Origin of the sequence: Zafaria cholistanensis, assembly GCF_008580665.1 — a bacterium.
Taxonomy (GTDB): domain Bacteria; phylum Actinomycetota; class Actinomycetes; order Actinomycetales; family Micrococcaceae; genus Zafaria; species Zafaria cholistanensis.
The window spans coordinates 1-14240 of record NZ_BKDJ01000008.1 but is presented as its reverse complement, the minus strand read 5'-3'; the positions used below and the strand labels follow the sequence as shown (position 1 = coordinate 14240).

Here is a 14240-nt window from a genome sequence, read left to right as displayed (position 1 = left end):
CCCCGCACAACGCGCAGGACCGGCCGGGCGCGGCTTCGGACCGGGGCCGCCGGTCAGCCGCCCGGGGGGAGCAGTCCCTCGCGGACGGCGACCAGGGCGGCCTGGGTGCGGGAACGGAGGCTGAGCTTTCCCAGCACGTTGCTCACGTGGGTGCGCGCGGTGCGTTCGCTGATCCGCAGCTCGGTGGCGATCTCCTGGTTGGACCTGCCTTGGCCCACCAGTGCAAGCACTGTGCGTTCACGGCTGGTGAGGGAGGCGATGCCCGTGGGTGGGGACAGCCTGGTCCGGGTCAGGTGCTTGGCCACCGCGGTGTCGATGAAGACCTCGTCGCGCGCGGCGGCCCGGATGGCGCTGGCGACCTCCGTCGGGCCGGCATCCTTGAGCAGGTAACCGGAGGCTCCATGCTCAAGGACCGTGTGCAGGCGCTCGGTTTCCCCAAAGCTGGTCAGCACCACCACCTTGACATCAGGGTATCGGCTGGTGATTTCCGCCGTTGCGGAGATGCCGTCCAGCCGGGGCATCATCAGGTCGAGGAGGACGATGTCCGGCAGCTTTCCGTAGGCGGACATCGCCGCCAGCTTCTCCAGCGCCTCTTGCCCGTCGCTGGCTTCGTCCACGGCTTCGATGTCCTCCAAGACCTCGAAATACGCCTTGATGCCCCGACGGACCACCGCGTGGTCATCGACAATCAGCACCTTCAGGGTCGGCGCCGGCTGGGTCATCGTTCCTCCTTGTCCAAGCGGTTTTGGGGCAGCGGGAAACGGGCGCGGACAGTGGTGCCGCCGCCCCTCCCCAAGTCGACCGACAGCTGCCCGCCCCATTGCCCGGCGCGCTCGCGCATTGAAGCCAGCCCGTGTCCGCGAGACCTCCCCGGGGCCGCGTCCGGCAGCTCCGGCAGGCGGCCATGGCCGTCATCGCGGACCGAGACCTCCAGGGCGGAGGCGCCCCCGCCACCGATCTCGACCCGGATCGAGCCGGCTCCAGAGTGCTTCACGGCATTGTGCACCGCTTCGGCGACGATGAAATAGACATCCTCGAGAAGCGGGGCGTGCACTTCATCCACGGCATCCGCCACGGCGAGCGCGACGTCGATTCCGGTCCGGCGCCGGGTGTTCTCCACCAGGGTCTGCAGGGCCGCACGGAGGCCCTTGTCTGCAACCGGTGACGGCTGGAGCTGGTTTACCAAGCTGCGCAGGTCCTGCAGTGTCGACTGCGTGATCTCCTCAAGCTCGGCCGCGACGGCGGCAAGTGATTCCGCCTGCGGCTCCGGAGCGCGTTCGGCGAGCACTTTGAGCGCCTGCGTCTGCATGCCGATCGAAAAGACCTGCTGGACCACCGAGTCATGCAGGTCCCGCGCGAGCCGCTGCCGTTCGGCCCGGCGGGCCACGTAGCGTTCGCGTTCCAGCAGGTCGGCGTAGTCGATGGCCAGGGCTGCCTGGTCGGCCATGGTGGCCAAAAATTCTATCGTCCCGTGGTCGACTTTCTGCTCCGGAGCGAAGAACACGTTGAGTATGCCTGCTGCCCGTTCCCGCACCAGGATCGGGACCGAGGCAAATGCGTCCCAGCGGGGCGAGCGGAGAAGCTCGTGGAGCGGCTCCCACGCCGGGTCCGCCATCACGGCCCCGTAGCGGTGGTGGATCACGACGGGCGTTCCGGTGCGCAGGGCATCGAGCATCCTCAGGTCGGCCCCCCTCCGCTGGCACTCCATCAGCAGGGCAAAGAAACTGTCGGAGGAGGAAAACCCTGCCGAACCCATCACGTGCAACGGCCCGTCGGGCTGCCCGGTGGCCAGGATCTGGACCCCTGCCAGGCCATTGGCCCGCAGCACTTCGCTGGCCATGGCATTCAGGGTGGTGGCCAGGGAACGTTCCGATGCCACCCGGGCCGCCGTGCGGGCCACGGCGGCGGCCCGGCGTTCCTGCTGGCGGCGCATGGTCACGTCCCGGAAGGAGACTATGTAGCCGTGGCGGTAGCCGTGCACGCGGTAGGCCAATTCGCGGGGTTCGGACGGGGCCATCGCCCAAGAGGCCAACCGTTCCGCTTCGATTCCGGCGGCGCCCTGAGGCGCCTCGTCTATCTCGAACAGTCCGTCCAGGGTAGCCAGGGCGTCACCCGCGAGATCAAGCAGGGCTGCCCCCGCCCGGTTGATTCGCGTGACCCGCCCGGTGGTGTCGACGCGCGCCAGCCCCACCGGGGCCACTTCCCACCACTCGGCCTCCGGAGAGCCCGCTGCACTCATCGTCACTCCTTCCGGCCGGCACATGCACGCCCGGGCAGATCCGGCGTTCCCTTAGACATTACGCGGTTCAAGCTTCCCGCAGGCGGGCGAGGTCAGTGCAGGAGCCCGCCGCCGTCGCACACCAGGGACTGGCCGGTCACCAAGGCACCGTCCGGCGAGGCCAGGTAGGCGACCAGGCCCGCAAAATGCTCCGGGGTGACGAATTCCTGGATCGCCTGCTGCGCCATAGTGGCGGCAAAGGCGTCGTCGGAGGAGTGGGCGAGGGTCCCCGGGGTGGCGACTTGGGCGGGCATCACCGCATTGGCGGTAATGCGGTCCGGCCCCAGTTCGCGGGCCATGACCCGGGTCATGCCGATCAGTGCGCCCTTGCTGGCTACGTAGGCCAGCTGGCCCGGGCTGCCGGTAAAGAACGTCCTGGAGGCCACGTTGATGATCCGGCCGCGGTGCCGGCTGGCTTTCAGGTACGGATGGCAGGCCTGCACCATGGACAGCGCGCCGGCGGCATTGACGGAGAAGTAGCGCTGCAGGTCTTCGGGCGTGGTTTCGAGCAGGCTCGCCCGCCCGCTCAGCAGGCCGGCAGCGTTGACCAGGATGTCGATTCCGCCGTGGGCCTGCGCGACCTGGTCCACGACGTCGCGGATCTCCTCCGTGTTGGTCACGTCGCAGTGCCAGGCTCCGATCCCCTCCGGGGAGTCCGGCCCGGACCACCACGGCGCCTTGATGTCCAGCACGGCGACTGCGCTGCCTTCGGCCGCAAGGCGCTCGGCAATGGCGCGGCCCAGCCCGCCGGCGGCACCCGTCACCACCGCCGCGGTGCCGGCCAGCCGCCCGGGGACAGCCGGGGCCGCGGGCGCCGCGGCTGTGGTGACGGCGTGTCCGGCAGGTTCCATCAGTGGGGTCCTTCCATTTGGGGCGGGCAGCCCCTAGCGCGGGGAGGCGCCGGAGGGCTGGCCGGCCCCGCCGGGCAGGTTCTCGAACAGGGCCAAGGCGGCGGCGGTGTTCGACGCCGGCACGTGGTAGGTCTCGTGGACCCGGCGGATCCCCGGTCCCAAGGCCCCGCGCATGACCAGCCACATGATGAGTTCGATGCCCTCGGACCCGGCTTCCCGGATGTAGTCCTCCCGGGACAGGGCGGCCAAGGCCGCCGGGTCGGTCTCGATGGTTTCCAGGAACATCCTGTCGAACTTCTCGTTGATCAGGCCGGCGCGGGCACCGGCCAGCTGGTGCGACATGCCCCCGGTCCCGAAAACGGCAACCTTCAGGTCTTTGGGGAACGATCGGATGGCCCGTCCCAACGCTTCGCCCAGGGCCAGGCACCGCGCGGCCGTGGGCTGGGGGTACTGGATCACGTTGACCAGGATCGGCACGACCGCACACGGCCAGGCATCGCCCGGATCCGGGCAGTAGACCGACAACGGAACGGTGAGGCCGTGGTCTACTTCCAGTTCCTGGCAAACCGTCATGTCGAAGCCCTCATCCACCAGGCTGACCAGGATGTGCTCGGACAGCTCGGGGGCTCCCGCTACCGGCGGAACGTTGCGGCTGCCCCAGCCTTCATCGGCGACCTTGTACGCGTCCGCCGTCCCGATGGCGAACATCGGTGTCATATTGAGTTCGATGGCATTGGCGTGGTCGTTGTAGACGATGATCGCCACGTCGGGGGTGTGCTTGGCCATCCACTCCCGGGCCGGCGCATAGCCGTCGAACAGCGGCTTCCAGTACGGGTCCTCTGTCTTGCCGTTGTCCATGGCGGCGCCGATGGACGGCACGTGGGAGGTCGCAAGACCCCAGATCAATTCAGCCAAAACTGCGTCCTCCTGCATTCAGGGCCTTGACGAATTCCTCGGTCGTCATGCCGGTAAATATTCCCCCAAGGTCCTGCATGGACTTCTTGTCCAATACGGCCAGCTTGAAGACGTAAAAGATGGATCCGCCCAGATCCAGCATGCGCGTCCAATCGCGCTGGAGAATGGCCTCCCGCTGCTCCGGGGACAGGCCGTAGGCATCGCAGTAGGCGGCCTCATCCGCGCTGAAGCGCTCGCGGTTGGCCGCGTCCTTCAATGAACCGCACAGGCGGTTCAGGGCATATCCCCGGTTGCTCTGGGCAACGTCGAAGACGTACGTCCCCGGCACCTCCGGCGTCGACGATGGCATCGGTACTCCATTTCTTGCAGCATGGCCTGCTGCCCTGGTGGGGTGAGGTCCGTCCCGCCCTGCGGCGGTATGGCACAGCTCACATTCTGACTCTAGGAACCCTTCCGGAGGGCGGCATCCGTCGGATGCCGCCCTCCGTCCGGGACAAATGTCCTGTTCGGCTAGAAAACAACGGTCGTATTGCCCTGCCTGAGGATCCGGTCTTCGCAATGGGCGGCGACGGCCCGTGACAGCACCCGGCGTTCGACGTCCGCGCCGCTGCGGGCCAGGTCCTGCGCCGAGTCCCGATGCGAGACGCGGATGACGTCCTGTTCGATGATCGGGCCCTCGTCCAGGTCCCGGGTGACATAGTGGGCGGTGGCGCCGATCAGCTTTACGCCCCGGTCCTTAGCCTTCTGGTAGGGGCCGGCTCCGATGAACGCGGGCAGGAAGGAGTGGTGGATGTTGATGACCGGCACCCCGACCGCATCGAGGAAGTCCTCGGAGATGATCTGCATGTAGCGCGCCAGCACCACCAGGTCCACGTTGCCGTCCAGCAGTTCGAGGTGGCGGGCTTCGGCCTCCTTCTTGTTTCCGGACACGGGGACGTGGAAGTACGGAATGCCGAACGGGCGGACGTCCTTGGCGAGGTCGGGGTGGTTGGAGACGACCATGACGATGTCCATTGGCAGCTCGCCGCGCCGCTGCCGCCAGAGCAGGTCCAGCAGGCAGTGGTCCGACGTGGAAACGAAGACCGCCACCCGTTTATGCTGCCGGGCCTCCACGAGTTGCCAGGACAGTCCCAGTTCACCGGCGAGCCGGGCGTCCAGTTTCCCCCGCAGATCCTCCAGCCGGGCCGGCAGGTGGGGAAGGCTGAACACGGTCCGCTGGAAGAACTGGCCGCCTTCGGGATCGCTGGAGTGCTGGTCGAGCGAGATGATATTGGCCCCGGCGTCGGCCAGCAGCGCCGAGATGCTGGCGACGATGCCGCGCTGGTCGGTTCCCTGGACGATCAGCCGGCCGATGTCCCCGTCTCCGGAGTCGGTGGCGGGGATGGCTGCCAGGGATTCCGGAAGCGGCTGCGGCGGCCTTTCCGTGGCGACGGCCATGCTCACCGTTCCTCCTGTTCCGCGACCGACTGCACCTGTTCCGCAACCGACTGCACCAAGCGGCGCCGCCAGGCCTCCGTCTCGGCCAGGTCGTTGAAGGTGAAGATGTGGAAGCCGCGGATGTTGGTGTCCGCCTTCGGCACCGCGGCGGCCAGGCCGCGGATGAGCCGGTCGGGGCGGTAGCCGCCGGGCAGGAAGAACCGCCACAGCATGTTCTGCTGCTTTTGCAGGAATCGGGCGGACTGCCCCAGGCCGAGTCCTGCGGAGACCCGCACCAGCTTCTGGCGGCTCACCGGTCCGGGCATGCCCACGAAAACGGGCAGGTCGACGCCGCGCTGCTTGATCCCTGCCGCCCAAGCGGTGGTGGTTTTGGCGTCGAAGCAGATTTGGGTCAGGATCCGGGTCGCAAGTGGGGCCTTGTCTTCGAGCGCCTGTTCGATCGCCGCAGCCGGGAAGGAGGCGTGGCCCTCGGGGTAGCCTCCGATGCCGACTTCCTCGAAGTGGTGCCCCATGGCGTCCATGGACTTGAGCAGGGAGAGGGCATCCGGGAACTGTCCGGCCGGCTGCGGAGCGTCTCCGGCGATGATGAACACCCGCCGGACGTCGGCTTCGCGCAGCTGGTCGACGACGCCGGAGAGTTCGGCTTCGTCCCTGAACAGGCGGGCCGGCAGGTGCGGGGCCACCGAATAGCCGCGGGCACGCAGCCGGGTGGCCAGGTCAACGGTCACTTCAATGCCCTTGCCCCCGGTGGCGGTCACTGTCAGGGGGACGGAGGCGGGCACATTTTTCAGTACCTTCTCCTCCGTGCCCTTGAACGGCATGACTTCGTAGCCGATGTTCCTGACCAGGCCGGCCAGTACCTGCCGGCTTTGAGGGGAAGGGGCGGTTTTAGATCGTTCCAAGTGAGTACTCCCAATACTGGGGCCCGGCATTGGGGCCGTCACGCTGTGCGGTAGGAATCGCGGACAGCTTGGACAAACGGAACCGGGGCCACGGTGGCGCGGATCTCCACCTGCCGGTGGGCCTCCACTGCAGGCTTGGCCGAGTTCGGGTTTTCGCCCCACAGCACTGTCACCTCGGTGCCGGGCTCGCTGGCCTCAAGGTCCACGGTGGCCAGGGACACCATCACGTGCTCGTTGGAGATGTAGCCGGCATCCATCGAGATGCCGGCCCATCGGCCTTTGTGCAGCACCTTGTCCATCTGGAACAGGGCGTAGCGTGCCTTGGGCATGTCGATGAACTTGGCCGGAGTGCCCGGTTCGTACAGCGAGCGGATGGCGCTGGCGACGTCGTCGGTGTTCCAGACCAGGGTGACCTTCTTCCGGCGGGGTACCCCGGCGATCTCCTCCAGCGCCGCGCGGCCGAGGAAGTCGTGGTCAAACTTCACCACCATGCCGTAGCCGATGTCGTAGGGGGTGACGTAGTAGTCGGTGATGTCGGGCGAATCCATGCTGCCGCCCAGGGAACCCAGCGACCCGGCGCCCAGCCACTCCCGGTATGCCTTCTCGGCTTCGCCGAAAATGGCCGGGACCGGTGACGGGATCCAGCCCGATTCGAGGTTGGCCGTGGAGTAGGCCTTGGCCCCTGCCCGGACCAGCCCGAACTCTTCGCCCGCCGCCAGGATCGCGTCCAGGACCTCCTGCCCCTCAGCCCACGGACCGAACAGTTCGAACCCGGGCTGGCCGGCCATCCCGTGCCGCAGCGCGCGGACCCGGTGCCCGGCGATGGCGAATTCGGTCATGCTGAAGAACTTGGTGTTCGGCAGGGGCTGGCCGGTGAGCTTTTCGACGAGGGGCGCAGCCGTGGGTCCCTGCAGCTCATAGCGGTACAGCTTCGGCGGACGGCCCGGACCGCGCACGAAGGAATTGTCGTCGCGCTCGATGCGGGCGTCGTAATTGCCGGTTTCCAGCTGGAACTGCACCCAGTTGAGCACCGTGTGGTGGCCGACCAGGTCAAAGCTCCCGTCGTCGAGGTAGAAGAGAATGGCGTCTCCGATGAAGAAGCCGTCCTGATTGACCGCCACGTACTGCTTCGCCTGGCCCGGGGCGAACTTGGCAAAGCTGTTGACCCCGAAGTCGGCCAGCAGCCTCAGGGCGTCCGGACCGGTGATGAACAGGTCCGTCATGTGGTGGGACTGGTCAAGCAGGGCACAGGAATCACGCCAGGCCGCCTGCTCGGAGCGCCAGTTAGTGAATTCGGCTGCTACCGGGAAGGTGTGGGGGCGGAACGTGGAGTTGCGCAGCAGCTCCACGGGATTTCCCGCCTGCCGGATGGCGGCTTCGAGGCTGTCGGCGTTCAGGGACCGCACGGTTTCAACATTCATGATGATGGCTTTCTCTAGGGCCGATGGGTAACCCGTTCCGGGTCGGTGAGGCGGCTGGTCCGGCGCCCCGCGGGGCGGACTGTGGGCTGCATCACTACTGAGGACCCTAGATTGTCAGCGACCATGGTTGTTCATATGGTTGGCCGGTCTGCCCTTGGGACATATGTCGCGTGGCCTGCCCGGCGCCGCGCAGTGGACGGATTCGGCCCGGTGGCACGACGGCGGGTGGCGCAGGCATTCGCCCCACGCCACCCGCCGTCGTGCTCAGTGGATGAATGCCCCTAGTGGGCGCCAGCCGCGAGGGCGGCTTCATCGAGGTGGGCAATGGAGCGGGTGTCCTGGAAGGCACGGATGCCTTCGATGCCCTGCTCGCGGCCCATACCGGAGTGCTTCATGCCGCCGAAGGGGGCGCGCAGGTCCAGGCGGTTCGCGCCGTGGTCGTTGACCCAGACGTAGCCGCAGGCCAGCTGTGCGCCGATCCTGTCGGCCGCTTCCCGGTCCGCAGTCCAGACTGAGCCGCCGAGCCCGCCCCAGCTGTCATTGGCGGCGGCGATGGCCTCCTCCTCGGTGTCGAAGGGGATGAGCGGGATGACCGGGCCGAACTGTTCCTCAGTGACCACCCGCAGGTTCGGGTCCGGGTCGATGACCAGGGCCGGGCGCAGGAAGTTCCCGCCAGCCAGCTCCGGGTCCGAGGGCAGCGTGCCGTACTCGCGCACCTCGGCGCCGGCGTCCTTGGCCTCGTTGATCAGCTCCTGGACGAACGCCTTCTGCGCCGGGGAGTGCAGCGGGCCCATGGTGGTCTCCGCGTCCAGGCCGTAGCCGATGACCGTGCGCTCCAGGCGGGCGGCCAATCCGGCGGTCAGTTCCTCCAGGCGCGAGCGGTGCACGTAGATGCGCTTGGCGTTCATGCAGATCTGCCCGGTGGTGTCGAAGACCGCCCCGAAGATCCGGTCCAGGTGGGTCTCGTCCAGGACCGCGTCGGCCAGGAAGATGGCCGCGTCGTTGCCGCCCAGCTCGAGGGTAACGCGGGTCAGGGAGGCCGAGGCCATCTGCATGATGCGCTTGCCGCCCGGGACGCTGCCGGTGAAGCAGACCTTGGCGATGTCCGGGTTCTGGATCAGCGCGCCCATTTGGTCATCGGTGCCCGTGACGAGGTTGAGCACTCCCGGAGGCAGCTTTTCGGCCACCCGCTGCACGATGCGGGCGGTGGCCAGCGGCGCCGATGGCGGCGGCTTGACGATCGCGGTGTTGCCGGCCAGCAGCGCGTACGGCAGGGACGCGCCCAGGATCGCCACCGGCCAGTTGAACGGCACGATTACCGAGACCACGCCCAGCGGCTGGTAGGCCACAGTGGTGGTCACCGGGATCCCCGGAACCGGTTCCAGGACCTTGGCCTTGTCCATTTCCTCGGCCAGGGACAGCGCCAGGTTCCAGCGGATCTCGAAGACCAGGGCATCGATCCAGGCCTCCATGCGGACCTTGCCGTTCTCCTGCGACAGGATCGCGGCGTCCTCGTCGCGCAGCTCCGCGATTCCCTCGATGGCCGCGGCCAGCAGGCCGGCCCGCTCCTGGGTCGACAGCGCGGCCCACGCCGGGAACGCAGCCTTAGCCGCCGCGACCGCGTCCTCCACGTCCTGGGTGGTGGCGGCGGCGGCGTGGCCGACCACCACTCCGGGCTTGCCCGGGTCGGCAATCGCCAGAGTCTCCCGCGTCTCCCGGGCCTCACCCCCGATGAACAGTCCCGTGGCCACGCGGGCCGTTGTTTCCGTCGTCTCTGTCATCGCCAAATGCCTTTCCATGTGTTCATCCGTTTACTGCATTTTGGTAGGGCTTTGCTGCCGCGCCGCAGGAACGGTGCGGCAGCAAAGCCAAAGCTAGATCGCCTGCGCGGTCCGCCAACCGGCGCGGTATTCCTTGCGGGCCGTCACCGAGTAGGGGGCGGGGCTGACGACGGCGCGGACCTCGAGTTGCCGGTGCGGCTCCACCGTGGTCTTGCGCGTGCCGCCGTCCGGTTCGCCCCACACCACGCGCACCTCCGTGCCGAGTTCGATATTCGGGTCAACGGTGGCCAGGGACAGCGCACGCTTTTCGTTGGCGCTGTAGCCGGTGAACAGGGAGACGCCCACGGTGTTCCCGGCGTCGTCGAGGATCGAGTCGTAGTTGGAGGAGCCGTAGTTGGCATTGGGCAGGTCGAAGTACTTGTAGCCCTCGGACCCGGGATCGAACAGGGACGCGAAGATCCTGGTCATGTCCTCGGCGTTCCAGGCCAGCGTGACCTTGCGGCGCTGGGTGGCCGGATCGATCTTCTCCAGCGCCTCGCGGCCGATGAAGTCGTGGTCAAACTTCACGAACGACCCGTAACCAAGCTCCCATGGGGTCAGGTAGTAGTCCTCGATGCGGTCCGAGACGAAGCTGCCGGCCACGGCATTGGTGGCCTCGTAGCTGTCCGCCCCCAGCCATTCACGGTAGGAGCGCAGTTCCTCCCCGGAATAGACCGCCGGCAGCGGAGACGGGATCCATCCGGATTCGAGCGTATTCGAGGAATAGGCGCGGGCTCCGACGGCGAGCATGCCGAATTCCTGCCCGGCCTCCAGGATCGCGTCCCGGACCTTGTCGTAGGATCCGTACGGGCCCCACAGCTCCAGTCCCGGGGCCCCGGCCATGCCGTGGCGCAGCGTGCGCACTCGCTCGCCGGCCACGGTCAGGTAGTCCATGCTGAAGAACTTCAGCTGCTCCACCGGCCCGCCGTTGAGCTTTTCGATGATTGGCCAAGCGTTCGGACCCTGGATCTGCAGCCGCCAGTACCTGCGGGACACCGGCTTGCCCATCGGGCGCGAGGGGGAGCGGCGGTCCACGGCCACCTCCACGTCATACCCCCCGGTTTCGCCGTGGAAAAGCAGCCAGTTGGCGGCCGGCGAGCGGCCCACGTAGACGAACTCGTCCTCGGCCTCGTGGAAAAGGATGCCATCGCCGATCACGTGGCCCGACGGGGTGGTGGGCACGTACTGCTTGGCCCTGTTCACCGGGAACTGGGCCACGCTGTTGATGGCGGTGTCCGAGATCAGCCGCAGCGCATCCGGACCCTTGATGAACAGGTTGTCCATGTGGTGCGACTGGTCGAACAGCACCGCCGTGTCCCGCCAGGCGCGGACCTCGCTGCGCCAGTTGGTGAACTCCGAGGCGACCACCGGGTAGACGTAGGCGCCCACCTGCGAGTTGCGCAGCAGGTCGACGGTGTTGCCGGAAGCGTCCAGGACTTCCTGAAGGTTCCTTGCGCTCATGATTCCCCTCTTCGTCGGCTGGGCCGGACCATCTTGGGCATGTCTGGCTAAGTGGAGGACGTGGTGCGGAAAACAGGCCGCGGAGCGCGACCGCCCGATCCCGGGCGCGGGCTCTGTGACGTTGGTTACAACCTAGTCGAACGTCGAGTGATCGGCAACACAATTGTCTACATTTTCGAAAACGGATTGGAGGGCGGAGTGTGCCCGTCCGCAGGGGCTTAGTCCCGCTTAGATGCCACTGGGGGCGGGGACGCCGTCCCGCTGCGCCAGTTCCTGCTCATGCTTGGCAACGGCCCGGGCGAGGACGTCCGCTTCCGCGTCCCGGGGGACGACGGCGACGCCGTCGTCGTCCGCGACAACCAGGTCGCCCGGATTGACCACGACGCCGCCGAGCGCCACGGGTTTCTGGTGGTAGCCGGGGCCGTTACGGTATGGGCCGGCGGGCGTCACGGCACGGGCGAAGACGGGAAAGCGCATCTCCTCCAGGTCGCGGACATCGCGGATGGCGCCGTCAATGACGAAGCCGACCACCCCTTGGGCGGCGGCGCGCCCCGCGATCAGTTCGCCGATGAGGGCGCGGTGGGTGGCTCCCTGCCCGTTGATGACGAGGACATCGCCCGGGCCCGCGTGGTCCAGGGCCTCATGGATGGCCTTGTTGTCTCCGCCGGCGGTCATGACGGTGAACGCCCTGCCGACCAGGCGCGCTCCCGGCCACATGGGGCGGATGCCGGAGTCCACGACATTCAGCCGCTCCATCGCGTCCCCGATGTTGGCCACCGGCAGCGTGCCCGCCAGATCCCGGATGTGCCGGTCCTGTTCGCTCATTACGCCGGCCCTTCCTAAAGTTTGTCCACGACGTTGGGCAGCAGTCGCTGGAAGGCTTCGGCCTGCCGGATCTGTTTGTTCCCGGTGACCTTGCGGGCATGGTTGCCGCGGTGTTCGGCCCGCTGGGAGTAGTACTCCTGCAGGTACTGCTGGGCCTTCATCTCCTTCATGGCCAGCTTCTTGAGCTCAAAGACGTCCGTGATATCGACGAAGACCGTGGGCGTGAATTCGCAGAGTTCGGGCTGGTGCGGCTCGAAGGCCAGGAACTCTGACGGGGGAGCAGTCCGGAAGCCGCTCTCGACGCCGGCGCCTGCGGTCAGCAGCCGGGCGCGGGCTACGGCCGCGTGGGCGACGGGGTGGTCGGGGTTGTACGGGTCCTTCGCCGGGTGGGTGAGCGTGATGTGGGGCTGAAAATCGCGCATCAGTTCGGCCAGGCGGCCGATGGCGTCAGATCCCATGTCCAGCGGATAGTCGCCCAAATCGAACGCCTCGAACTCGGCGCCCAGAATGGCCGCCGCGCGGGATGCTTCTCCGTGGCGGATGCGTTTGACGTTTTCCTCGGTCTGCCCCGGTTCCTTCCAGAGTTCCCCGGATTCGCCGCGCTCGCCGTAGGACAGGGCCACTACGAGGGCCTCGCCCCCGGCACGCGTGTGAGCCGCCAGGACACCGGCCGACCGCCATACAAAATCGGCACTGTGGGCGCCGACGACGAGCATTCTTTTCTTCGACATTCAAGACCCCTCGGTGTGACAAAGGCTACGCCTAGATCGTTCGCACATCCGGAGATGATGTCAACCCTTTGTCCATAATTTGGGAAACATCAATGAATCCAAAAGTGTTGACAATCACTTTTGCCTGTCGATAGGTTGGGGCCACTTCAGCCGGCTTCCTGCAATGGGCAGGCTAAGCCCTTCCGCGCCGCGCGGGCCGCCGGCACCGGCGGCCTCCTGATGGGCAGTTTGATGACCCGGCCAAAGACGGCGGTCCCATCCGCTGATCCGGGCTTGGCCGAGAGGGACAAGCCGCAATCGAGAGGAGCTAAGAATGCCGGAGACCACCAGCCCGGAGACAGCCGGCGGAGGGACCTACGTCCTGGTCCACGGCGCCTGGCATGGAGCATGGTGCTGGCGTCCGGTCCAGCGGCTGCTGGAAGCCGCAGGTGCCACCGTCCTGACTCCGACCCTCACGGGGTTGGGCGACAGGGCGCACCTGCTCACCCCGGAGACCGGCCTGCGCACCCACGTGACAGATGTCGTGGCCGCCATCGAGTCGGAGGACCTGCGGGAAGTGATCCTGGTTGGCCACAGCTACGCGGGCCTGGTGGCGACCGGAGCCGCCGCTCTGGTGCCGGACAGGATCAAGCGGCTGGTGATCGTCGACGGCTTTCTGCCGCAGCCGGGAGAGGTCGGCATCGACCTGCTGCCGGAACGGGCCGCGGCGCACTACCTGGAGTCGGCACGCCACAACGGAGGGCTCGTCATCGATCCGCGGCCGCTGGAAAACCTGGGGGTCACCGACCAGCAGGTCATAGCGGAACTGGCGCCCCGGCTGACGGCCCATCCCGCCAAAACCTACCTTGATGCGGTGGAGTTCGGCCTGTCGGACCTGCCTTCCGCCGGCCAGTACCTGCTGTGTTCCGGATGGGCGACCCCTTTCACCCGCTTCGCCCGGCGGGCGGAGGCGGCCGGCTGGGATGTCGCCGAGCTGGACGCGGACCACGAAGTGATGGTTACGAATGCAGGGCTGCTGGCGCGGCACCTGCTGCAGTCCCACGACCACGCCCTGCGCGTGGCCGTCTAGAAGGAGGAACGATGGAATTCCTGGTCCGGCAACAGAACAACATGCCCCCGATGGCGGCAGAAGAGGAAGCCCGCATCAAATCCGCGGAGCGGGAGTATGCCCAGCAACTGCGCGACCGGGGCATCCTGCGACGGCTGTGGCGGGTTCCGGGCACCCGTACCGCCGTCGGCTGGTATGAGGCCGGGGACGTGACGGAGCTTCACGACGTTCTGTCCAACCTCCCCACCTTTCAGTGGCAGACCATTACGGTCGAGGCGCTGGCTACCCATCCCCAGGAAAAGCTGCTCGCCGCGGCGGATTCCTCCACTGCAGCGACGGCTTAACGACCGGCCCGGGCCGGGCAAGAAGGAAGCATTGATCATGACGCAAGTTGAAGTACGTGGAACGACGACGGCCCGGATCCTCGGCCACCCGCTCAATGCCTGGTACGTTGCGGCGTGGGACCATGAGGTGACGCGCAAGCCGATGGCCCGCCGGATCGCGAACCGTCCGCTGGCGCTGTTCCGTACCGAGGATGGCCAGGCCGTGGC

14 protein-coding genes are annotated in these 14240 nt (G+C 67.4%); 2 read left to right on the top strand and 12 right to left on the bottom strand.

Annotated elements, in window-relative coordinates; translation table 11 throughout:
* Positions 1–53: 53 nt before the first annotated feature.
* The 12 genes from NCCP_RS08675 to NCCP_RS08620 all read right to left on the bottom strand — a co-directional run bounded on the left by NCCP_RS08675 (position 54) and on the right by NCCP_RS08620 (position 12641).
* Positions 54–722, bottom strand: a complete 669-nt coding sequence (locus NCCP_RS08675; RefSeq protein ID WP_149956853.1) for a response regulator — start codon at positions 720–722, stop codon at positions 54–56.
* Entirely contained in the window at positions 719–2239 is a 1521-nt protein-coding gene (locus NCCP_RS08670; RefSeq protein ID WP_172627347.1) for a GAF domain-containing sensor histidine kinase, read from the bottom strand. The genes NCCP_RS08675 and NCCP_RS08670 overlap by 4 nt, the downstream gene beginning before the upstream one ends.
* Before the next feature lie 92 nt (positions 2240–2331).
* Positions 2332–3129, bottom strand: a complete 798-nt coding sequence (locus NCCP_RS08665; RefSeq protein ID WP_149956851.1) for an SDR family NAD(P)-dependent oxidoreductase — start codon at positions 3127–3129, stop codon at positions 2332–2334.
* Between the two features lie 33 nt (positions 3130–3162).
* The gene (locus tag NCCP_RS08660; RefSeq protein ID WP_149956850.1) at positions 3163–4044 is read right to left on the bottom strand and encodes a class III extradiol dioxygenase subunit beta; all 882 of its coding nucleotides are present in this window, start codon (positions 4042–4044) and stop codon (positions 3163–3165) included.
* The gene (gene ligA / locus NCCP_RS08655) at positions 4037–4393 is read right to left on the bottom strand and encodes a protocatechuate 4,5-dioxygenase subunit alpha (protein WP_149956849.1); all 357 of its coding nucleotides are present in this window, start codon (positions 4391–4393) and stop codon (positions 4037–4039) included. Before ligA ends, NCCP_RS08660 begins: the two co-directional genes overlap by 8 nt.
* 161 nt (positions 4394–4554) lie before the next feature.
* Complete coding sequence (gene purU / locus NCCP_RS08650) at positions 4555–5481, bottom strand: formyltetrahydrofolate deformylase (protein WP_149956848.1); 927 nt, start codon at positions 5479–5481, stop codon at positions 4555–4557.
* Between the two features lie 2 nt (positions 5482–5483).
* Positions 5484–6383 (bottom strand): methylenetetrahydrofolate reductase, encoded by a 900-nt coding sequence (locus NCCP_RS08645; protein ID WP_225873763.1) that lies wholly within the window; start codon positions 6381–6383, stop codon positions 5484–5486.
* Positions 6384–6421: 38 nt separating this feature from the next.
* Positions 6422–7804: an aminomethyl transferase family protein gene (locus NCCP_RS08640; protein ID WP_216364686.1), complete on the bottom strand. Its 1383-nt coding sequence runs from the start codon at positions 7802–7804 to the stop codon at positions 6422–6424.
* A gap of 281 nt (positions 7805–8085) precedes the next feature.
* Entirely contained in the window at positions 8086–9585 is a 1500-nt protein-coding gene (locus NCCP_RS08635; protein ID WP_149956847.1) for an aldehyde dehydrogenase family protein, read from the bottom strand.
* A 93-nt stretch (positions 9586–9678) separates the two neighbouring features.
* Entirely contained in the window at positions 9679–11085 is a 1407-nt protein-coding gene (ligM, locus tag NCCP_RS08630; protein WP_149956846.1) for a vanillate/3-O-methylgallate O-demethylase, read from the bottom strand.
* Between the two features lie 228 nt (positions 11086–11313).
* Complete coding sequence (locus NCCP_RS08625) at positions 11314–11910, bottom strand: RraA family protein (RefSeq protein ID WP_149956845.1); 597 nt, start codon at positions 11908–11910, stop codon at positions 11314–11316.
* A gap of 14 nt (positions 11911–11924) precedes the next feature.
* Complete coding sequence (locus tag NCCP_RS08620) at positions 11925–12641, bottom strand: PIG-L deacetylase family protein (RefSeq protein WP_149956844.1); 717 nt, start codon at positions 12639–12641, stop codon at positions 11925–11927.
* A 313-nt stretch (positions 12642–12954) separates the two neighbouring features.
* On the opposite strand from NCCP_RS08620, the gene NCCP_RS08615 reads away from it, so the two are divergent.
* Together NCCP_RS08615 and NCCP_RS08610 are read left to right on the top strand one after the other, a co-directional pair.
* Complete coding sequence (locus NCCP_RS08615; protein WP_149956843.1) at positions 12955–13710, top strand: alpha/beta fold hydrolase; 756 nt, start codon at positions 12955–12957, stop codon at positions 13708–13710.
* Positions 13711–13721: 11 nt separating this feature from the next.
* Complete coding sequence (locus NCCP_RS08610; RefSeq protein ID WP_149956842.1) at positions 13722–14033, top strand: muconolactone Delta-isomerase; 312 nt, start codon at positions 13722–13724, stop codon at positions 14031–14033.
* Positions 14034–14240 lie beyond the last annotated feature (207 nt).